This is a genomic window from Streptomyces sp. NPDC127117 (assembly GCF_042677325.1).
Classification (GTDB): Bacteria; Actinomycetota; Actinomycetes; order Streptomycetales; family Streptomycetaceae; genus Streptomyces.
This window is the reverse complement of sequence record NZ_JBHXTM010000017.1, coordinates 127702-148510: the sequence shown is the minus strand read 5'-3', so window position 1 is coordinate 148510 and position 20809 is coordinate 127702. Positions and strand designations below refer to the sequence as shown.

The following is a 20809-nucleotide window of genomic DNA, read 5'->3' as shown; positions in this document are numbered from 1 at the left end:
GGCGCAAGCCCCTAGCCCTTCTGGCACCCCGGGCACCAGAAGAGATTGCGGGCGGCGAGATCGGCGGTGCGGATCTCGCCGCCACAGATGTGGCAGGACTGCCGGGCCCTGCGGTAGACGTACACCTCACCGCCGTGGTCGTCGACTCGCGGCGGGCGGCCCATCGCCTCCGGCATGTGCTCGGGGCGGACCGTGTCGATCCGGTTGTTCCGCACGCCCTCGCGCATCAGCACCACCAGGTCCGCCCAGATCGCGTCCCACTCCGCGCGCGTGAGGTCCCTGCCCGCGCGGTACGGGTCGATCCCGTGCCGGAACAGCACCTCCGCGCGGTAGACGTTGCCGACGCCCGCGATGATCTTCTGGTCCATCAGCAGGGCCGCGACGGTGATCCGGCTGCGCGAGATCCGCTGCCAGGCCCGCTCGCCGTCCTCGTCGGTCCGCAGCGGGTCCGGTCCGAGGCGGTCGTGTATCGCGCGCTTCTCCGGCTCGGTGATCAGCGCACAGGCCGTCGGGCCGCGCAGATCCGCGTGGTGCTCCTCGTTCAGCAGGCGCAGCCGGACCGTGTCGGTGGGCGGCGGGGCCGGGACCGTACCGAATCCGAGCTTGCCGAACAGGCCCAGGTGGATATGGACCCAGCCGGCGCCCTCGAAGCCGAGGAAGAGGTGCTTGCCGTGGGCGTCCACGTCGGTGAGGGGCAGGCCGTCGAGCAGCGCGGCGCCCGCGGCGAACTTGCCCTGCGGGCTGCTCACCCGCACCGGGCGCCCGGCGAACCTGTCCCGGTGGTCCGCGGCGAGGCGGTGGATCGTGTGTCCCTCGGGCACGGTGGCGGCTCTCCTCGGTGGGATGCGGGGGCGGACATGACTGTGCCGCCGGCAGCACCGGCGGCACAGGAGTGGAGGCCGGTCAGCCCTGCTGCGGGTGGTGGGCCGGGATCGGGGGGAGCTCGCCGGTCGTCTCGTACGCCGTCAGCATCTCGATGCGACGGGTGTGACGCTCCTCGTTGGAGTACGGGGTGGCGAGGAAGATCTCGACGAACTTGGTGGACTCCTCCACCGAGTGCATCCGGCCGCCGATGGCGACCACGTTGGCGTTGTTGTGCTCGCGGCCCAGGGCGGCGGTCTGCTCGCTCCAGGCAAGTGCGGCACGGACGCCCTTGACCTTGTTGGCGGCGATCTGCTCGCCGTTGCCGGAGCCGCCGATCACGATGCCGAGGCTGTCCGGATCCGCGGCGGTCCGCTCGGCGGCGCGCAGGCAGAACGGCGGGTAGTCGTCCTGGGCGTCGTAGATGTGGGGGCCGCAGTCGACGGCCTCGTGGCCCTGGGCCGTGAGCCACTCGACGAGGTGGTTCTTGAGTTCATAGCCGGCATGGTCCGAGCCGAGGTACACGCGCATGTTCCGAGTGTGGCACGTGCGACGCGGGGTAGCCGCCATCGGGGTCGGAACGTTCCGGCCGGGCCGCCCGGACCTGCGGCGGACCCCGTGCGACCGCGATGCGCGGCTTCGGTGTGAGCGGGGACACATGGGCAACGATCGGGTCAACGATTCGGAGGAAGGGGTTCCGTTTTTACCGTTCGCCGGGCTTCAATGCATCACTCGCTGCCGCACCCCACTGCGGCGGCCGGGCGCGCAACGCGTGATCCGAGAACGTAAGGATTCGATCCATGACGTCGCAGACGACCACGGCCGGGCCGGTCGACCGGCCCGCCGAGCCGGACTCCCCCCACTCCTCGGACGGTCTCAAGCCGGGACTCAAGAACCGCCACCTGTCGATGATCGCCATCGGCGGCGTGATCGGCGCGGGCCTCTTCGTGGGCTCCGGCGCCGGTATCGCCGCCGCCGGACCCGCCATCCTGTTGTCGTACGCCCTGGTCGGCCTGATGGTCGTCTTCGTGATGCGGATGCTCGGGGAGATGGCCGCGGCCCGCCCCAGCTCGGGCTCCTTCTCCGCCTACGCCGACCAGGCGCTGGGCCGCTGGGCCGGTTTCTCGATCGGCTGGCTGTACTGGTTCTTCTGGGTCGTGGTGCTCGCCGTCGAGGCCACGGCGGGTGCCAAGATCCTGGAGGGCTGGGTGCCGGGCATCCCGCAGTGGGCGTGGGCGCTGATCGTGATGGTGGTGCTGACCGCGACGAACCTGGTCTCGGTCGGGTCGTACGGCGAGTTCGAGTTCTGGTTCGCCGGGATCAAGGTCGTGGCGATCGGCGCCTTCGTGGTCGTCGGACTGCTCGCCGTCTTCGGGCTGCTGCCCGGTTCGGACAACCCCGGCGCGGGGCTCGCGCACCTCACCGACACCGGCGGGTTCTTCCCCGAGGGGCCGGGCGCCATCCTCACCGGTGTGCTGATGGTCGTCTTCTCCTTCATGGGCAGCGAGATCGTCACCCTCGCCGCCGGCGAGTCGGAGAACCCGCAGCGCGCCGTCCAGAAGGCCACCAACAGCGTGATCTGGCGGATCGCCGTCTTCTACCTGGGCTCGATCTTCATCGTGCTCACCCTGCTGCCGTGGAACGACGCGTCGATCGTGAAGGACGGCAGCTATGTCGCCGCCCTCAACTCCATCGGCATCCCGCACGCCGGCCAGGTCATGAACGTCATCGTGCTCACCGCCGTGCTGTCCTGCCTGAACTCCGGCCTCTACACGGCCTCCCGGATGGCCTTCTCGCTCGGCGGCCGCGGGGACGCGCCGAAGGCGTTCGCCCGGACGAACAAGCGGGGCGTGCCGCAGGCCGCGATCCTGTCCTCGGTGGTCTTCGGCTTCGTCGCGGTGTTCTTCAACTACAAGTGGCCCGACACCGTCTTCCAGTTCCTGCTGAACTCCTCCGGCGCGGTCGCCCTGTTCGTCTGGCTGGTCATCTGCTTCACCCAGCTGCGGATGCGCGGCATGATCCTGCGCGAGTCGCCGGAGAAGCTGGTCGTACGGATGTGGCTCTTCCCGTACCTGACCTGGGCGACCATCGCGATGATCTCGTTCGTCCTGGTCTACATGCTGACCGACGACAGCGGACGTGAGCAGGTGCTGCTCTCGCTGCTCGTCGCGGCGCTGGTGGTGGCGGTCTCGCTGGTCCGCGAGGCCAGGAACCGCCGGAACCGCACGGCCGGGAAGACACCCGCCAATACCTGACGGCCGTTGTCAGGTTTACCGGAAAGGCTCTCCCCGCAACGCCACCGAGCGAGCGAGCGGAGAGCCTTTCCATGACCACCACCCCGTCCGGCTTCCAGACCGGTTTCGCGATCCGCCCCGACCTCGTCGTCGAGGCCGCCCACGCCCGCGACGTGCGGAGCGCCGTGGCCGACGCCGCCGCGCGCGGCCTCCCGGTCCATGTCCACGCCACCGGCCACGGGCTGCCCGGCGCCATCGAGGGCGGGGTTCTGATCAGCACCCGCCGGATGGACTCCGTCGGGATCGACCCGGTCCGCCGCACCGCCCGGATCGGCGCGGGCGTCACCTGGGGGCAGGTGATCGAGGCCGCCGCGCCGTACGGCCTCGCCCCGCTGAACGGATCGTCCCCGTCGGTAGGCGCGGTCTCCTACACCCTCGGCGGCGGGCTCCCCATCCTGGCCAGGGAGTTCGGATACGCGGCCGACCATGTGCACGCGCTGGACGTGGTGACGGCCGACGGGACGCTGCGCCAGGTCTCCCCGGACAGCGAGCCCGATCTCTTCTGGGCGCTGCGCGGCGGGGGCCACCGGCTCGGCGTGGTGACCGCCATGGAGATCGGCCTGGTGAAGGCCGAGCGGCTGTACGGCGGCTCGATCGCCTTCTACGGGGACGGGACCGCCGCCGCCGAGGTGGCCGGCCGCTGTCTGGAGTGGGCCGGGACCGTGCCCGACACCCTGACGTCCTCGATGGCGGCGATCCGCTACCCCGGCCTCCCGCAGCTGCCGGAGCCGCTGCGCGGGCGGTACGTGATCTCGGTGCGGGTCGCGTACACCGGGAGCGCGGCCGAGGGCGAGCGGCTGGTCGCGCCGCTGCGGGCGATCGGGCCGGCCGCGGCGGATTCGCTGCGGGAGATGACGTACGCCGACAGCCACACCATTCACAGCGACCCGCCGTTCCCGCACGCCTACTACGGCGACAGCGTGGTCCTCGACGACCTGGACGGGGACCTTGCCGCGCGCGTGCTGGAGCTGACCGGGCCGAAGGCGCCGATGATGACCGTGGTCCAGCTCAACCACCTGGGCGGCGCGCTCGCCGCCCGGCCCGCCGTGGACAACGCTGTGCCCTACCGCGAGGCCGGGTTCCTGCTGCGGCTGCTCTCACCGCTGGACGGCACGGACGTGGCGTCGGTGCGGGCCCTGTACGCGGAGGTGGCCGAGCTGCTCGCCCCCGGCGCCCTGGGCCGGTCGCTCGGCTTCTCCTTCGGCGGCGGGGACCGGACCGAGGGCTTCCACGATGCCCGGACACGGCGGAGGCTCGCCGGTCTGGTGTCGCGTCACGACCCGGCGAGCCTCTTCGGGGGAAGTTACGGGATCAGCCCCGGCGGCCGATGAGCTTCCAGGCCGCGGGCAGCGCGCCCATGGCCAGCGCGGCCTTCAGCGCGTCACCGATCAGGAACGGCACCAGGCCGGCCGCGATCGCGGCGCTCGCCGACATGCCGGTGGCCAGCGCCAGGTACGGGACGCCGACCGCGTAGATGATCGCGGAGCCCAGCACCATCGTGCCCGCGGTGCGCAGCACGGAGCGGTCGCCGCCGCGGCGGGCGAGGCCGCCGACCACGGAAGCGGCGAGGAGCATGCCGAGGACGTAGCCGAACGAGGGGAAGCCCATTCCGGAGGTGCCCTCGGAGAACCACGGCATGCCCGCCATGCCCACCAGCGCGTACACCGCGAGGGAGAGGAAGCCGCGGCGGGCGCCGAGCGCGGTGCCGACGAGGAGCGCGGCGAAGGTCTGGCCGGTGACCGGTACCGGGGAACCGGGGACCGGCACGGCGATCTGGGCGGCGATGCCGGTGAGCGCGGCGCCACCGAGGACCAGGGCCGTGTCGACGGCGTAACGGTGCCTGGCGGCGGGCAGCAGGTCGGCGAGGACCGCTCCGGTGCGGGCAGGGGCGGCGGCAGCAGTGCTCATCGGGACTCCGCGGGGTGAGGACAGGTGGGGACAGACTGAGCCCGACGTTAGCCCACGGGTTAACGCCCGATCACCATCAGTGGCCCACAAAGCGTCGACCGGGCCATTGGTGGGGTCCGCACAAAGGGCGGTGCGCAATCGTGCGGCGGCGTGATGCTCGTCACTGAGGTGGGGGCGGAGCGACCCCGATCCGGCCGGGCGGCGTCACCGGGACGGACTGTAGGTTCCCGCCAATTCCGCCCGGGGCCGACCGCCGGCTTCCACTCGGGGTCGACCGATGGCCGAGCGGGCGCCGACCCGGCCGCGACCCGTACGGCCGCCCCTCGTGTCCGGGTGTGCACCTTGTGTGAGCATCGTGCCCGTATGGCGGACAGTGGTTCCCCGTCGGCGGGGCGCGTGCTCAGACTGTGCGCGCACGTTCCCCCACGTATCCACCACGTGCCCCCACGTCTCGCCTACCGAACAGAGCTTGTGCATGTCTCGGAATTCCGCGTCTCCCCCCACCGGCTCCCCGGCCGCCGTCTCCGACGCCGGGGCCGATTCGGCTCTCACCCACGGGCTCAAGCAGCGCCATCTGTCGATGATCGCCCTCGGCGGGGTCATCGGCGCCGGACTCTTCGTCGGCTCGGGCGCGGGCATCGCCGCCGCGGGCCCGTCGATCATCATCGCGTACGCCGTCTCCGGGCTGCTGGTCATGCTCGTGATGCGCATGCTCGGCGAGATGTCCGCCGCGAACCCGGCGTCCGGCTCGTTCTCCGTCCACGCGGAGCGGGCGATCGGCCCCTGGGCGGGATTCACCGCCGGCTGGGCGTTCTGGGTGCTGCTCTGTGTCGCCGTCGGCCTGGAGGGCATCGGCGCCGCGAAGATCGTCACCGGCTGGCTGCCCGGCACCCCGGAGTGGGCCTGGGTCGCGCTGTTCATGGTGGTCTTCCTGGGCACCAACCTGGCCTCGGTGAAGAAGTTCGGCGAGTTCGAGTTCTGGTTCGCCACCCTGAAGGTCGTGGCGATCACGCTCTTCCTGGTCCTCGGCGTGCTGGCGATCCTCGGCGTGCTGCCCGGCACCGACGCCCCCGGCACCGCCAACCTCAGCGGTGAGGGCGGCTTCATGCCGAACGGCACCGAGGGCCTGGTGATCGGGCTGCTCGCCTCCGTCTTCGCGTACGGCGGTCTGGAGACCGTCACCATCGCCGCGGCCGAGTCCGAGAACCCGGTGCAGGGTGTCGCCAAGGCCGTTCGGACGGCGATGTGGCGGATCGCGCTGTTCTACGTCGGCTCGATGGCGGTCGTCGTCACGCTCGTCCCGTGGGACGACCCGAAGGTCGTGAAGGTCGGCCCGTTCTACGCGGCCCTGGACCATCTCGGCATCAACGGCGCGGCCGAGATCATGAACGTGGTCATCCTGATCGCCCTGCTCTCCGCGATGAACGCCAACATCTACGGCGCCTCGCGGATGGCCTGCTCGCTGGTCGCCCGCGGCCAGGGCCCGAAGCGGCTCGGCAAGGTCTCCTCGGGCGTCCCGCGCACCGCCGTCCTGATCTCGTCCGTCTTCGGCTTCCTGTGCGTGCTGCTCAGCTACTGGCGCCCCGACGACGTCTTCCCGTGGCTGCTCAACATGATCGGCGCGGTGATCCTGGTCGTCTGGATCTTCATCGCCGTCTCCCAGCTGATCCTGCGCGACCGGCTGGAGCGCGAGGCCCCGGAGAAGCTCGTCGTACGGATGTGGCTCTTCCCGGTCCTGACGGTGGTGGCGCTCCTGGCGATGGCGGGCATCTTCGTCCTGATGCTGCGCCAGCCGGACACCCGTGACCAGCTGATGGCCAGCGGCGCACTGACCCTGGTGCTCGGCGTCATCGGTCTCGTCCGGCAGCGGCGGGCGTCGGCCGTCAGGGGCTGACGCCGGGGGCGTCCGGCGCGCAGGGCACATTGAGGGAGAGCAGCGCACCGCCCGTCGCCCCGATCCGCACCTCGCTCACCGCCGCGTTCCGCAGCTGCGGGAAGACCCGGCGGTAGGAGCCCAGCGGAATCGACAGCAGTTCGCACAGCACGAGCCGCAGCAGGGTGTTGTGCGCGACGACGAGCACCCGCTGCCCCGGGTGCCCGTCCGCGATCCGGCGCAGCGCCGCCGTCCCCCGGGCCGCCGCGGCCCGGGGGTCCTCGGCCCCCGGGAAGGGGTGGGCCACCGGGTCGGCGCGGTACTGCCGGGCCCGCTCCGGGTGCTCGTCCGCGAATTCCGCCAGGGTGCGCCCCTCCACCTCGCCGAAGTCGCATTCGCGCAGCTCGTGTTCGCGCCGGGGGACGAGGCCGAGCGCCTCGCACGCGGGCTGCGCGGTCTCGATCGCGCGGCCGACCGTCGAGGTCCAGACCGCGTCGATCCCGCTCCGGGCCGCCCACTGCCCCAGCCGCCGGGCCTGGCGGCGGCCCTCGTCGGTGAGGGCGATGTCGCTGACCCCGGCGTAGCGGTTCTCCGCGTGCCAGACGGTCTGGCCGTGGCGGGCGAGCAGCAGGGTGGCCGGGCTCCTGGTCATGGCTTCTCCATTCGGGTCCGGGTGGTGGCGCGTGGTCACGACCGCTCCGCCCGGGTGCGGGCGTGGGCGGCGACCGGGCCGGGGAGCCAGCCGCGTCGCTCCAGTTCGTCCACCAGCGTGAGGTACGGCTCGGTGTACCACGCCGTGCGCACCGGGTGCGGGTGCAGCACGTGGCGCATCCGCACCATCGCACCCGCCGTCCTGATCAGGCTGGTCCCGGGCCCCGCCCCGTACGCGGCGAGGACGGCCATGCCGAGTGCGGGTTCGCTGTACTGCGGGACGCACACGGACCGGCCCAGGATGTCGGCGCGCAGCCGGCTCCAGTAGCCGCTGCGGGCCGCGCCGCCGGTGAAGGTGAGCCGGTCGTGCTGCTGGGCGCCGAGCAGGTCGAGGTAGTCGAAGCAGAGCCGTTCGACCAGGCCCACCCCGGTCAGCAGGGCCAGCCAGTGCTCGGCTTCGGAGGCGGGCTCGCCGAGCAGGAACCCGGTGGCCTCCGGCGCCACGAACGGGAACCGCTCCCCCGTCGCCACCAGCGGATACGCCACCACCCGCGCCGGTTCACGGTCGCGGGCCAGCGCGTCCATGCGGATCGGGTCCACCGCCGGGAAGGCGGCCGTCAGCACCCCGCCACCGACCCCCGAGGCGCCGCCCGGCAGCCAGCTCCCGTCCGGCGCGCGGTGGTTGTAGACGACCCCGGCCGGGTCCTCGACCGGCGACGAGGTGACCCCCTTCAGGACCAGTGTCGTACCGAGCACCGAATTCCAGGAGCCGACGTTCAGCGAACCGGAGGCGAGCTGTGCCGCGCACCCGTCCGTCATCCCGGCCACCAGGAGCGTGCCCTCCGGGATCCCGGTCTCCTCGGCCGCCGCCCGCCCCACCTCGCCGATCCGGGTGCCCGGCCGCACCACGTCCGGAAACAGCCCCTCGGGCAGGCCCAGTTTCCAAAACCGCCGCCGGGGCCAGTCCTCCCGCTCCAGGTCGTAGCCGGTCTTCAGGGCATGGCTGGAGTCGGTGGGCAGCGGTGTTCCGGCGAGCCGCGCCAGGACCAGATCGGCCTGGTGCATGACCCGTACGGACTCGTCCGCCCCGCCCCCGTACTCCCGCAGCAGCCACATCAGCTTGGGCAGTGCCCAGCTCGGCGCGGTCCCTGCCCTGGCGGCCTCCGCGACGGCCCGCCCGTCGTCGTACATCACCCCCGGCGTCAGCGGCCTGCCTGCCCGGTCGCCGAGCAGCACGGTGCCGGAGGTGGCGCAGACGGCCAGCGCACGCGGGGCGGGGCAGTCGCGCAGCGCCTGCCGGCTGGCCGCGCACAGCGCCGTCCACCAGTCGAGGGGCCGCTGCTCATGCCGTACGCCGTCACGTCTGCCCGTGAGCGGGGCGGAGCCGCTGCCGAGGATCTCGCCGTCGTCCGCCGCCACCACCGCCCGGACGCTCTGCGTGCCGAGATCGATGCCCATCCACATATCGGTCCCCTCTGTGAAGTTCTCACTCTGCACCGAGAATTTCCGTTGCGCGAGGGATTGACGGCCAACTTGCGTTGTTCCAAGCTCTGTTAACCAGTCGATTCAACGTGTGAACGGGCACCCCACCCATCTCCGGCCGGACCGTGGAGGTCACGGATGGACATGCACGCGCACGACCGGCGACGGTTCCTCGCCATCGGTGCGGCCGCGGCCGCGTCCGCCGCCCCGCTGCTGACCGCCTGCGGCGCGGGCTTCGGCGGCGGCGGGTCCGAGGGCGGCGGCTCCGCGGCCGACGACGTCACCGGCCCGTTCGACTGGAAGCGGGCCAAGGGCACGACCGTCAAGGCGCTGCTCAACAAGCATCCGTACACCGATGCGCTGATCGCCGACCTGAAGGCGTTCACCGAGAAGACCGGGATCAAGGTCGAGTACGACGTCTTCCCCGAGGACAACTACTTCGACAAGCTCACCGTCGACCTCTCCAGCGGGCGCGCCTCCTACGACGTGTTCATGCTCGGCGCGTACATGGTGTGGCAGTACGGGCCGCCGGGCTGGCTGGAGGATCTCGGCCCCTGGATGCGCAACTCCTCCGCCACCGGGGACGACTGGGACCGGGAGGACTTCTTCCCCAACCTGCTGGCGGCCGACCAGTGGTCGCTGGAGGCGGGCGCGCCGCTCGGGCAGGGCGGGCAGTACGCGCTGCCGTGGGGCTGGGAGACCAATGTCGTCGCGTACAACACCGAGGTGTTCCGCAAGCTCGGCCTGAAGCCCGCCGAGACCTTCGACGAGCTGCGCGAGATCGCCGGCGCGATCACCCGCCGGGCGCCGGGGGCGGGCTTCGACGGGATGTACGGGGTCGCGGTGCGCGGCTCGCGGAGCTGGGCGACGATCCATCCCGGCTTCATGACGATGTACGCCCGCAACGGCCTGAAGGACTTCACCGTCGAGGGCGGGAAGGTGAAGCCCGCGATGAACTCCCCGGAGGCGATCGCGTTCACCCGGGACTGGGCGGAGATGGTCAGGAAGGGCGGGCCGCCGTCCTGGACCTCGTACACCTGGTACCAGTGCTCCGGCGACCTCGGGGCGAAGAAGGCGGGGATGCTCTTCGACGCGGACACCGCCGCGTACTTCCAGGCGGTGAAGGGGGCCTCGCCCGCCTCCGGGAAGATCGCCTTCCACCCCGGCCCGAAGGGCCCCGGCGGCTCGCTCGCCACGAACATGTGGATCTGGTCGCTCGGCATGAACGCCCGCAGCCGCAACAAGTCCGCCGCCTGGCTGTTCCTCCAGTGGGCGACCGGCAAGGAGCATCTGCGCAAGGGCGCCGTCGAGCACAACCACATCGACCCGGTACGGAAGTCGATCGGCCGGGACGCCGCGTACAAGGACAAGATGCGGGCCATCCCCGGCTTCATCGAGACCTTCGAGACGGTCGTCGACGAGACGAGCATCCAGTTCACCCCGCAGGAGCAGTTCTTCGACGCGACGACCAGCTGGGCCGCCGCGCTCCAGGAGATCTACGGCGGGAAGAACGCCTCGTCCGTGCTGAACGGCCTGGCCGGCGATCTGGCGTCGAAGGTCGGCTGACCGATGCCGGGACGCGCGGCCACCGTGCCGGAGACCGGCCACGCGGCGGCGGCCGGCCCGGAGGCGGGGAAGCGGGCGGTGCCGGCGTGGCGCCGCTCGCTGCGGCCGTATCTGCTGATCGTGCCGGCGCTGCTGCTGACCGGCGGCATCCTCTACCCGTTCGGGCTCGGCCTCTACTACACGGTGTTCGACTTCGCGGCGAGCAAGCCGCAGCCCGACCTGGTGGGCATCGAGAACTACCGGCGGATCTTCACCCAGCCGGCGTTCTGGGACTCGGCGCGGGTGACGGTGGCGTACGCGGTCGGCGCGGCGGCCGTCGAGACGGTGCTCGGGGTGTCCGTGGCGCTGCTGCTGCACCGGTCGAGCCGGGTCGGGCGGGTGCTGGAGAAGATCCTGATCCTGCCGCTGATGATCGCGCCGGTGATCGCCGCGATCATGTGGAAGCTGATGCTCCAGCCGTCGGTCGGCGTCATCAACCATCTCCTGGAGCCGTTCGGCCTCGGCGGTGTGCAGTGGACTGACACCCCGACGGGTGCGCTGCTCTCCTCGATCACGGTGGACGTGTGGGTCTACACCCCGTTCGTCGCGATCCTCGCGCTGGCCGGTCTGCGCTCGCTGCCCGCCTCGCCGTTCGAGGCGGCGGCGGTCGACGGGGCGGGCTGGTGGTTCACCTTCCGGCGCCTGACCCTGCCGATGCTCTGGCCGTACGTGCTGGTCGCCGTGATCTTCCGGTTCATGGACTCGCTGAAGGTCTTCGACATCATCTACGCGCTGACCGAGGGCGGGCCCGGCGACTCGACGATGGTGCTCCAGATCCGGGCCTATCTGGAGGCGATCCGCTTCCAGCGCTACTCGTTCGGGATCAGCTACATGATCGTGCTCTGGGCCGTGGTCTACCTGGTCACGATGGTGTTGGTGCGCTATCTGGGCCGCATCCAGAACCGGGCGGCGGAGGTGCCGGGATGAGGCGCAGGGTGCTCTCCGTCGCCGCCGATCTGGCGCTGATCGGCTACTTCGTCTTCGCGCTGTTCCCGGTCGCCTGGATGGTGGTCCTGTCGCTGAAGCCGACGAACGAGCTGTTCAGCACGTACTTCTCGTTCACCCCGACCCTCGACTCGTACCGCACGGTGCTGGGGGCCGGGGACGACCAGGGGGTGCCGTTCCTCCGGTTCTTCGTGAACAGCCTCGTCGTGTCGCTGGGCGCGGTCGCGCTGTCGCTGGTGATCGGGCTGCCCGCCGCGTACGCCGCCGCGCGGTGGCGGTTCCGCGGCTCGGAGAACCTGATGTTCACCCTGCTCTCGTTCCGCTTCGCGCCCGAACTCACCGTGATCATCCCGCTGTTCGTGCTCTACCAGAAGCTCGGGCTCTTCGACACCTACGTCGGCATGGTGTGGGTGCTGCAACTGGTGACCCTCCCGCTGATCGTCTGGATCATGCGGTCGTACTTCTCCGATCTCTCCCCCGAGCTGGAGCAGGCGGCGCTGCTGGACGGCTACACCCGCAAGCAGGCGTTCTTCAGGGTCGCGCTGCCACTGGTGAAGCCGGGGATCGCGGCCGTCTCGCTGCTGGCGTTCATCTTCGCGTGGAACAACTTCGTCTTCCCGCTGATCCTCACCTCGTCGAACGCGCAGACGGTGACGGTCGGGGCGCTGTCCTTCCTCGGCGGCGACCGGCCCAAGTACAACCTGACGGCCGCCGCGGCGCTGGTCTCGGTGGTCCCGCCGCTGCTGCTGGCGCTCACCATCCAGCGGTATCTGGTGCGCGGGCTGTCGTTCGGGGCGGTGAAGTCATGACCGGCCCGGCGGCCATCGTGCTGCGCGGGGTCGGCAAGCGGTACGGGAAGCACACCGCGCTCGACGGCCTGGACCTGGAGGTGGCCGAGGGCGAGTTCTTCTGTCTGCTCGGCCCGTCCGGCGCCGGGAAGACGACCACGCTCAAGACGATCGCGGGCCTGGAGCAGCCGCAGGCCGGGACGGTCGAGCTGGGCGGTGCGGACATGGCGGGCGTGGAGCCCTACGACCGGGGCGTGGCCATGTGCTTCGAGTCGTACGCGCTCTACCCGCACCGCACCGCGTACGACAACCTCGCTTCCCCGCTCCGCTCGCCGCGCCACCGCCTCCCCGCGTCCGAGGCGCGCGAGCGGATCGGGGAGGTCGCCGAGCTCCTCGGCATCGGCGCCCTGCTGGACCGTCAGGTGGGCCGGCTCTCCAACGGCCAGCGGCAAAGGGTGGCGCTCGGCCGGGTGCTGGTGCGGCCGGCCAGGGCGTTCCTGCTCGACGAGCCGCTGTCGCACCTGGACGCGAAGCTGCGGCAGGCGATGCGCGCGGAGCTGCGGGCGATCGGTGCGGTGCGGCGCACCACCACGCTGTACGTCACCCATGACTCGGTGGAGGCGCTGGCGCTCGGCGACCGGATCGGGGTGATCCGGGACGGCCGGATGGTGCAGACCGGCACCCGTGAGGAGCTGTGGCACCGCCCGTACGACACCTTCGTCGCCCGGTCCTTCGGCCGGCCGCGGATCAATCTGCTGCCCGGGACGGTGACGTCCGAGGGGCACTTCCGGTCGCCGGACGGGGCGTACGAGCTGCCGCTGACGGTGCCCGCACCGCCGGGCACCGCCGTCCAGCTGGGCGTACGGCCCAGGGACATCGGCCTTCGCGGCCCGGCGGATGGCCGCGGGAGTCCGGCCCTGGAGCTGACCGGCGCCGTCCATGTCACCGAGCTGCTCGGCCGGGCCACCGAGGTGACCGTACGGATCGGCGGTCAGCGGCTGTCCCTCGTCGTCCCGCGCGCCGAGGCGGCCGGCCTGAGTCCCGACCATCCGGTCCGGCTCTCGGTACCGCCTGAGAGTCTGCTGCTGTTCGAGGCCGACCGGCCGGCACGTCCAGGACGAAGGATCAGCACGTGAGCAACGTTCCGCAGCGGGGCCCCGCCCCGCGCCAGGCATCCATAGCCGAGTACGTCCTCGCGCAGGGCGAGGTGAGCGCCGCAGAGCTGGCGGAGCGCTTCGACGTCAGCCTGATGACCATTCACCGCGATCTGGACGAGCTGGAACGGCAGGGCATCGTCCGCAAGTTCCGCGGCGGCGTCACCGCCCAGCCGTCCGGTGTCTTCGAGTCGAACGTCTCCTACCGGCTGAAGACGATGCGGGCCGAGAAGGCCGCCGTCGCCGAGCGGGCCGTGAAACTCATAGAGCCGGGCATGGCGGTGATGCTCGACGACTCGACGTCCACGCTGGAGATAGCGCGCCGGCTGCGCTCCATCACCCCGCTGACCGTCGTCACCAACTTCCTGGAGGCGATCAATCTGCTGTCGCAGGAGCGCGGCATCCATCTGATGGGCCTCGGCGGGGACTTCGACCCGCTGCACTCCTCGTTCCTCGGTGTCTCCTGCGTGGAGGCGGTGCAGTCGCTCCAGGTCGACATCTGCTTCACCTCCACCTCGGCCGCGTCCGGCGGCTTCGCCTACCACCAGGAGCAGCACATCATCTCCGTGAAGCGGGCGATGCTCGACTCGGCGAGCCGCAATGTGCTGCTGCTGGACCACTCGAAGCTGGGCCGGGTCGCCCTGCACCGGCTGGCTCCGCTCTCCCGCTTCGATCTGCTGCTGGTCGACGACGGGGCGTCCCCGCAGGCGCTGCGCGAGCTCGACGAGCACAAGGTGCCCTACGAGGTCTGCTCCACCGGCCGGGACCCCGGAGCGGGGGACGGCGATGACGGGTGACGGTGAGGCGGCGGTGACGGATGACTGAACTGGCCCTGCGCGCGCTGCGCAAGACCTACACCGGGCGGGGCCGGGTGGCCGTCGAGGCCGTCCGGTCCGTCGACGTCGAGCTGCGCTCCGGCGAGCTGCTGGGGCTGCTCGGCCCGTCCGGCTGCGGCAAGTCCACCACCCTGCGGATGATCGCCGGCCTGGAGACGGTCACCGGCGGCGACATCCTCATCGGCGGTTCGTCGGTGGTGCCGCTCCCGGCCCGGCAGCGCAACATCGGGGTGGCGTTCGAGAACTACGCGCTGTACCCGCCGCTGACGGTCGCGGAGAATCTCGGTTTCGGGCTGGCCGCCCGGGGCGGGTGCGGCCGGGCCGAGATCCGCCGCCGGGTCACCGCGATGGCCGAACGGCTCGGGATCACCGACCTCCTGGACGCCCGCCCGGCCGGGCTCTCCAGCGGCCAGAAGCAGCGGGTCGCCCTGGCCCGGGCACTGATCCGGGTGCCCGACGTGCTTCTCCTGGACGAGCCGCTCTCCCATCTCGACGCCGGCCAACGGGACACCACCCGGCGAGAGTTGAAACGCATCCAGCGCGACAGCGGCCACACCACCATCCTGGTGACGCACGACCAGGAGGAGGCGCTGTCGCTCGCCGACCGGATCGCGGTGATGCGGGACGGCGAGATCCAGCAGCTCGGCACCCCCGAGGAGATCTACGACGCCCCGGCGAACCTGTTCGTCGCCGACTTCGTCGGGGAGCCGGCCATCAATCTGCTGCCGGGCACGGCCACCGGGTCGGGCGGGGTGCGCCTCTCGGACTCCGTGCGCGTTCCCGTACCGCACCGGATCGCGGCGGGACGCGCGGTGGTGCTCGGCATCCGCCCGGAGGATGTGCGCCTGGACGACACTGGTGCACGGGCCCGGGTCGCCGCCCATGAGCCCCTGCTGGAATCCGGCATCGCCACGCTCTCGCTCGACGGGGTGGCGGAGCCACTGGTCGTCGTGACCGGTCCGGAGGTACGGCTCGACCGGGACGACACCGTACGCATCACCGCCGATCCCCGGCACGTCCATGTCTTCGACGCCCAGACAGGAGACGCTCTGCGATGACCCGCCCCCAGACGGTCCGCCCCGCCACGAGGATTCTGCTCGCCGGTGACCACTTCGTCCGCAACTCGCTGCTCGCCGAGGCCCTGCACCACGCGCTCGGCCCGACCGGCACGGAGCCGCAGCTCGCCGAACTCACCCTGCCCTGGCCCCTGGAACCCTTCGGCAAGGTCGCCGAGGTCGACGAGGCGAGCGATGTCGAGGACGCGCTGATCGCCGCCCTGGACGGGGTCGCGGTGTGCGTGACCCAGATGGGCCCGTTCACCGAGCGGGTGCTGGCCGCCGCCCCCGATCTCCGCCTGATCGTGGTCTGCCGGGGCGGTCCGGTCAATGTGAACGCGGCCGCCGCGCGCGCCCGGGGCGTACGGGTGTGCTTCGCGCCGGGGCGCAACGCGGCGGCGACCGCCGAGTTCACCGTCGGGCTGATCCTCTCCGCGCTGCGCCGCATCCCCGAGGCCCACCACTCCCTCGCCTCGGACGGCCGCTGGGACACCACCCACTACACGTACGAGAACTGCGGCCTGGAGCTGGAGGACACCCCGGTCGGCCTGATCGGGTACGGCGCGGTGGGCAGCCGGGTGGCCCGGGTGCTGTCCGCGTTCGGTGCCGAGGTCGAGGTGTACGACCCGTATGTGCGCGGCGACGTCCACGGCATGCGCGCCGCTTCGCTGGAGGCGCTGCTGTCCCGCTCCCGGGTCCTCACCCTGCACGCCAGGCTCACCCCGGAGTCCCGGCATCTCATCGGCGCCCGCGAGCTGGCGCTGCTGCCGCACGGTGCGGTGCTGGTGAACGCGGCCCGGGGCGGGCTGCTGGACACGGACGCGCTGTGCGACGCCCTGGACTCGGGGCAGTTGCGGGCGGCGGCGCTCGACACGTACGAGCAGGAGCCGCCACCGGCCACGTCTCGGCTCTTCCGTACCCCGCATCTGCTGATGACCCCGCATGTGGCGGGGGCCAGCCAGGCCGTCGCGCAGAAGGCGGCCCGGATCGCGGCGGCCGAGGTGGCGCGCTACGTGCGGGACGAGCCACTCGCCCACGCGCTGTGAGAGGAGCCGTGACGATGACCGGAAGCACGACGCGATACATCGGCATCGATGTCGGCACGTCCGTGGTGAAGGCCGCGGCCTTCGACCCGTGCGGCCGCACCCTGGCCGTCGAGTCCCGCCCGGTGGGGCTCGCGATCCACGACGGGTCCGTGGAGCAGGACATGGACGAGGTGTACGGCGCGGTCCGCGAGGTGCTGGCCGCGCTCGGCCCCGACCAAGTGGGGTTCGTCGGCCTCACCGGCCAGGGCGACGGCGTCTGGCTGGTCGACGCGGCGGGCCGGCCGGTCCGCAAGGCGATCTCCTGGATGGACGGCCGGGCCCACGAACTGGTCGGCTCCTGGCTGGCGTCCGGGGTCTTCGAGACCGTCTACCGGCGCACCGGCAGCGCGATGTTCCCCGGCTGTCCGGGCCCGCTGCTGGCCTGGCTCGACCGGCACGAACCGGCCTCGCTCGACGCCGCGACGACCGCCCTGTACTGCAAGGACATGGTGTTCCAGCGGCTGACGGGGGTCCGGGCCACGGACGTGTCCGACGCGTCGATGCCGTTCCTGGACCCGGTGACCCGCGCGTACGCCCCGGACGTCGTGGCCGCGCTCGGCCTCACCCACCGGGCCCCGCTCCTCGCCCCCGTCAGCGACCCGGTGGCCACCGCCGAACTCCCCTCCGGGGCACGGATCTCCAACGGCCCGTACGACCTGCCGGCCTGCGCCCTCGGCGCGGGCGTCACCCGCCCGGGCGACGGGCTGCTGATCGTCGGCACCTGCCTGGCCTCACTGGTGGCCACCGAGCGGCTCGACCTGGACGGCGAACCGGCCGGCCTGCACATCTCCACCGACAGTCCCGGCCACTGGCTGCGCGCCATGCCGGCGATGGTCGGCACGGCGGCCCTGGACTGGGTCCTGACCACCACCGGCGTACGCCACACGGAGGTCGACGCGCTGCTCGCCACCACCCCGCCCGGCGCGAACGGGGTCCGGGTGCTCCCCTACTTCGCCCCGTCCGGCGAACGCGCCCCGTTCGTCGAGCCGAGGCTGCGCGCCGAGTTCACCGGGGTGTCCCTGGAGACGACCCCCGCCGATCTGATCCGCGCCGTCTGCGAGGGCATCGGCTTCGCCGCCCGGCACTGTCTGGAGGCCGCGGGTCTCACCGGCACCCTCGCCCTGTGCGGCGGCGGCACCCGCTCCCCCGCGTGGATGCGGCTGTTCGCCGATGTGCTGGGCCGGCCGGTCCGGATCGTGGAGGGCGAGGTCGGGGCGCGCGGCGCGGTTCTCGCGGCGGCGGAGCGCTTCGGAGTGGGGCTGGACACGGCCGCGTGGACGGCCCCCACATCGATCGTCGAACCGGACCCGGCGCACGCGGCGCACTACGCGAAGGCGTACGAGGACCACCTGAACCGGCTCACGGAGGCCCGCGCGCACGCCCGCACCTGATCACTCACTCCCGTCGGGCCGCCGGCGCCCCGGAGACACGTCCTAGGTCGAAGGACTGATCACTTCGCCACCCTTCCTGCTGTTAGCCTGCTCTTGCATATAGGTTGCAATAACAACAGGACAGCAGCTGGAGGGTTCGACCACATGGCCACGTACACGCTTCCGGAACTCCCGTACGACTACGCGGCGCTCGAACCGGTCATCAATCCGCAGATCATCGAGCTCCACCACGACAAGCACCACGCCGCCTATGTGAAGGGTGCGAACGACACCCTGGAGCAGCTGGCGGAGGCACGCGACAAGGAAGCCTGGGGCGCGATCAACGGGCTTCAGAAGAGCCTCGCGTTCCACCTCTCCGGCCACATCCTGCACTCGATCTACTGGCACAACATGACCGGCGACGGCGGCGGCGAGCCGCTCGCCGCGGACGGTGTCGGGGACCTGGCGGACGCGATCACCGAGTCGTTCGGCTCGTTCGCCGGCTTCAAGGCCCAGCTGACGAAGGCCGCGGCCACCACGCAGGGCTCCGGCTGGGGCGTCCTGGCGTACGAGCCGGTCAGCGACAAGCTGATCGTCGAGCAGGTCTACGACCACCAGGGCAACGTCGGCCAGGGCTCCGTCCCGGTCCTGGTCTTCGACGCCTGGGAGCACGCCTTCTACCTCCAGTACAAGAACCAGAAGGTCGACTTCATCGAGGCGATGTGGGCCGTCGTCAACTGGCAGGACGTGGCGAAGCGTTACGCGGCCGCCAAGGAGCGCGCCGACGTCCTGCTGCTCGCTCCCTGACCGGAGCGCCCGAACGTCCTGCCTCGTGATCGTCTTCTCAACCTTCACCGGGCAGGCGGATGAAGGGAGAACCCCCGCCTGGACGTGACAGGCGGGGGTTCTTCTGTGCGTTCTCGCCGGCTCAGGCGGCCGTGGCGCGCCCCAGCAGTGTGCTCAGCACCTGCTCGGCGTGGGTCCAGAGCACCGCCCCGCCCGCCTCCGGCACCAGGTGCCGGACCGCGCCCGGGATGCGCGAGGCCAGTCCGGCCCCCTGGTCGGGCGAGTGACCGGTGTCCTTCTCCCCGTACCAGAGGTCGACGGGTACGGCGATGCCCGACAGGTCGATCCCCCAGCGCCCCATGGCCAGGACGGTGTCCCGGGCGTAGCCGGCCGCTCCCTGCGCGAAGGCCTCGTCGAGGGCCCGGCGGTAGGCGGCGGCGAAGGCGGGCTGCCGGTACACGGCGAGGTCGCACGCCGGGCTGCCGGACATGACCATGTCCCACATCGCCTGCGCACCGAATCCGGCGAAGACCTGCTCGGCGGCGGCCGGATCGGCCACGGCCAGGCCGACGAGGCGCCGCAGCTCCTCCGGGAGCGCGTCGGCGAAGCGCGGCTCGGCGACCTCGTCCGCACCGGAGACCACCGCGAGCGCCCGGACCGCTCCGGCAGCGGCGCACGCCAGCGCGAAGGGCGCCCCCTGCGAGTTGCCGACCATCAGTGGCCGCTCCAGGCCGCGCAGGGCGGCGAACGCGCGGACGTCGTCCACGAAGTCGTCGAAGGTGCGGCCGGGCCGGGGCGAGGAGGCGCCCAGGCCGGGGCGGTCGACGGAGATCAGCCGCACGCCGAGCGCGTCCAGCGCATCGGCGCCGAAGCCGAGATGCCTGCTGGTGGCCGCCCCCGGCGAGAACAGCACCGGCACCCCGTCCCCCGGTCCCCACTCGGCCCAGCCCAGCGACCGCCCGCCCGGGAGCTGTTCCGTACCGAGGCGAACCGGGTCGATCACGTACACAGTCATGTGCCCGATCATGACCGGATCCGCTGCCGGCGTCGAAGGATTTTCCCCCGAGGTCCCGACCGGACCGCTACGCAGGACGGCGCGTCCGCGTCACCGGTCATGACCGGCAAAATCCGTCGACCGGCCCGCCGCCGGCTCCTACGCTCTGCGCATGCACGAGGACCGAACCGACGCCCGCGAGCTCTTCCGCACCCTCGTCGACCACGAAGGGCCCGATGCCTTCGGCCGGGTGGCCGTGCCGTGGCTGGCGAAGGCCGGACGGGAGTACCGCGACGCCCTCGCGCATGCCTCCGCCGACGGCGCCTGGCGCACCGGCGAAGGGGTGCCGGAGCGCCCTGATCTGCATCTCCCCCACGAGCTCTACGCCCTCAGCCGCGTCAGCGACGCCCTGCTCCACCACTTCCAGCCCGCGCCGGACCCGGACGGCACCCGACCGTGGGCCCGGAAGCTCAGCACGTACGACGGATGGCCGGTGGTTTCCCCCGCCGAATACCTGGAGCTGTTCACCGCCCTGGGCATGAGCCCGTTCGGCGGCACCGGTTTCGACCCGTTCCTGCACGAGATCGCCGAGGTGGAGCAGAGCGACGACCCGGACGAGCCGATCCGGATCACGGAAGTGGTCTGGCCGGGGCTGATGCTCGGGCAGCTGCTCTTCGGCCGGTCCGGGGTCCGGGTCCGGGCGGGGGCGAACCACGCGCGGCGCGGCGTCGCCGACTGCTCCCCGCTGTACTGGACGTATCTGCGCCGCCACCGCCCGACCGTCGATCTGTCCCAGGGCTGGGGAAGCAACTCGCAGTGGAGGACCGATCTCCGGCTCGACTACCGGACTCCGGCATCCACACACCTCAATGTGGCCGAGCACACGGACATCGACGACCCGGCGAACCTCGGCGACGAGGAGCGCCTGCTGACCTCGGCCGAGCGGCGCGAACTCCTGCGCCACCGCTGCCTGCTGAAGGCTCCCGCCGCCGCCGAGGAGCTGGGCGACCCGTCCCGGTGGGCCGGGGATTTCTTCCCCTACTCGTGGCGGCTGCCCGGTCCCCAGGAGAACACCGGGCAGGCCCGGTGAGCCGTCCCCCGCGCGGAGGCACTTCACCGACC

General features: G+C 71.8%; 19 protein-coding genes. 13 read left to right on the top strand and 6 right to left on the bottom strand.

Features of this window, described 5'->3' with window-relative positions; all coding sequences use genetic code 11:
• Positions 1 to 11 precede the first annotated feature (11 nt).
• Positions 12 to 821 carry an Fpg/Nei family DNA glycosylase gene (locus ACFVH0_RS17580; protein WP_385821085.1) on the bottom strand — a complete coding sequence of 270 codons (810 nt, stop codon included), beginning with the start codon at positions 819 to 821 and terminating at the stop codon, positions 12 to 14.
• Between the two features lie 82 nt (positions 822 to 903).
• Entirely contained in the window at positions 904 to 1392 is a 489-nt protein-coding gene (locus tag ACFVH0_RS17575) for a ribose-5-phosphate isomerase (RefSeq protein WP_072483643.1), read from the bottom strand.
• A gap of 269 nt (positions 1393 to 1661) precedes the next feature.
• Here ACFVH0_RS17575 and ACFVH0_RS17570 point away from each other — a divergent pair, with 269 nt between their 5' ends.
• Complete coding sequence (locus ACFVH0_RS17570) at positions 1662 to 3116, top strand: amino acid permease (protein ID WP_385821083.1); 1455 nt, start codon at positions 1662 to 1664, stop codon at positions 3114 to 3116.
• A gap of 71 nt (positions 3117 to 3187) precedes the next feature.
• The gene (locus ACFVH0_RS17565; RefSeq protein WP_385821081.1) at positions 3188 to 4486 is read left to right on the top strand and encodes an FAD-binding oxidoreductase; all 1299 of its coding nucleotides are present in this window, start codon (positions 3188 to 3190) and stop codon (positions 4484 to 4486) included.
• Here ACFVH0_RS17565 and ACFVH0_RS17560 read toward each other — a convergent pair.
• Positions 4467 to 5063: a biotin transporter BioY gene (locus tag ACFVH0_RS17560; RefSeq protein ID WP_259931165.1), complete on the bottom strand. Its 597-nt coding sequence runs from the start codon at positions 5061 to 5063 to the stop codon at positions 4467 to 4469. The two genes, ACFVH0_RS17565 and ACFVH0_RS17560, sit on opposite strands and share 20 nt — an antisense overlap.
• Positions 5064 to 5538: 475 nt before the next feature.
• Here ACFVH0_RS17560 and ACFVH0_RS17555 point away from each other — a divergent pair, with 475 nt between their 5' ends.
• Positions 5539 to 6957 carry an amino acid permease gene (locus ACFVH0_RS17555; RefSeq protein ID WP_385821079.1) on the top strand — a complete coding sequence of 473 codons (1419 nt, stop codon included), beginning with the start codon at positions 5539 to 5541 and terminating at the stop codon, positions 6955 to 6957.
• On the opposite strand, the gene ACFVH0_RS17550 is transcribed toward ACFVH0_RS17555, so the two are convergent.
• Together ACFVH0_RS17550 and ACFVH0_RS17545 are read right to left on the bottom strand one after the other, a co-directional pair.
• Positions 6947 to 7588, bottom strand: coding sequence for a histidine phosphatase family protein (locus ACFVH0_RS17550; RefSeq protein WP_385821078.1), 642 nt, complete (start codon positions 7586 to 7588; stop codon positions 6947 to 6949). The genes ACFVH0_RS17555 and ACFVH0_RS17550 overlap by 11 nt on opposite strands.
• 35 nt (positions 7589 to 7623) lie before the next feature.
• Positions 7624 to 9051: an FGGY-family carbohydrate kinase gene (locus tag ACFVH0_RS17545; protein ID WP_385821077.1), complete on the bottom strand. Its 1428-nt coding sequence runs from the start codon at positions 9049 to 9051 to the stop codon at positions 7624 to 7626.
• A gap of 156 nt (positions 9052 to 9207) precedes the next feature.
• Between ACFVH0_RS17545 and ACFVH0_RS17540 the strand changes: the two genes are divergently transcribed.
• The 9 genes from ACFVH0_RS17540 to ACFVH0_RS17500 all read left to right on the top strand — a co-directional run bounded on the left by ACFVH0_RS17540 (position 9208) and on the right by ACFVH0_RS17500 (position 18714).
• A complete protein-coding gene (locus ACFVH0_RS17540; protein ID WP_385821076.1) occupies positions 9208 to 10635 on the top strand; it encodes an ABC transporter substrate-binding protein in 1428 nt (475 codons plus the stop codon).
• 3 nt (positions 10636 to 10638) lie between these two features.
• Complete coding sequence (locus ACFVH0_RS17535) at positions 10639 to 11601, top strand: carbohydrate ABC transporter permease (RefSeq protein ID WP_385821074.1); 963 nt, start codon at positions 10639 to 10641, stop codon at positions 11599 to 11601.
• Complete coding sequence (locus ACFVH0_RS17530; RefSeq protein ID WP_385821072.1) at positions 11598 to 12428, top strand: carbohydrate ABC transporter permease; 831 nt, start codon at positions 11598 to 11600, stop codon at positions 12426 to 12428. The genes ACFVH0_RS17535 and ACFVH0_RS17530 overlap by 4 nt, the downstream gene beginning before the upstream one ends.
• Positions 12425 to 13543 (top strand): ABC transporter ATP-binding protein, encoded by a 1119-nt coding sequence (locus ACFVH0_RS17525; protein WP_385821070.1) that lies wholly within the window; start codon positions 12425 to 12427, stop codon positions 13541 to 13543. The genes ACFVH0_RS17530 and ACFVH0_RS17525 overlap by 4 nt, the downstream gene beginning before the upstream one ends.
• Positions 13540 to 14358: a DeoR/GlpR family DNA-binding transcription regulator gene (locus ACFVH0_RS17520; RefSeq protein ID WP_385821068.1), complete on the top strand. Its 819-nt coding sequence runs from the start codon at positions 13540 to 13542 to the stop codon at positions 14356 to 14358. Before ACFVH0_RS17525 ends, ACFVH0_RS17520 begins: the two co-directional genes overlap by 4 nt.
• Positions 14359 to 14378: 20 nt before the next feature.
• Positions 14379 to 15455, top strand: a complete 1077-nt coding sequence (locus ACFVH0_RS17515) for an ABC transporter ATP-binding protein (RefSeq protein ID WP_385821066.1) — start codon at positions 14379 to 14381, stop codon at positions 15453 to 15455.
• The gene (locus ACFVH0_RS17510) at positions 15452 to 16498 is read left to right on the top strand and encodes an NAD(P)-dependent oxidoreductase (protein WP_385821063.1); all 1047 of its coding nucleotides are present in this window, start codon (positions 15452 to 15454) and stop codon (positions 16496 to 16498) included. The genes ACFVH0_RS17515 and ACFVH0_RS17510 overlap by 4 nt, the downstream gene beginning before the upstream one ends.
• Before the next feature lie 14 nt (positions 16499 to 16512).
• The gene (locus ACFVH0_RS17505) at positions 16513 to 17928 is read left to right on the top strand and encodes an FGGY family carbohydrate kinase (RefSeq protein ID WP_385821061.1); all 1416 of its coding nucleotides are present in this window, start codon (positions 16513 to 16515) and stop codon (positions 17926 to 17928) included.
• A 144-nt stretch (positions 17929 to 18072) separates the two neighbouring features.
• Entirely contained in the window at positions 18073 to 18714 is a 642-nt protein-coding gene (locus ACFVH0_RS17500; RefSeq protein WP_259931174.1) for a superoxide dismutase, read from the top strand.
• A 121-nt stretch (positions 18715 to 18835) separates the two neighbouring features.
• Here the strand turns inward: ACFVH0_RS17500 and ACFVH0_RS17495 are convergent, their stop codons facing one another.
• The gene (locus ACFVH0_RS17495) at positions 18836 to 19708 is read right to left on the bottom strand and encodes an alpha/beta fold hydrolase (RefSeq protein WP_385821059.1); all 873 of its coding nucleotides are present in this window, start codon (positions 19706 to 19708) and stop codon (positions 18836 to 18838) included.
• 151 nt (positions 19709 to 19859) lie between these two features.
• On the opposite strand from ACFVH0_RS17495, the gene ACFVH0_RS17490 reads away from it, so the two are divergent.
• Positions 19860 to 20777 (top strand): hypothetical protein, encoded by a 918-nt coding sequence (locus tag ACFVH0_RS17490; protein ID WP_385821057.1) that lies wholly within the window; start codon positions 19860 to 19862, stop codon positions 20775 to 20777.
• The last annotated feature ends 32 nt before the right edge of the window (positions 20778 to 20809 follow it).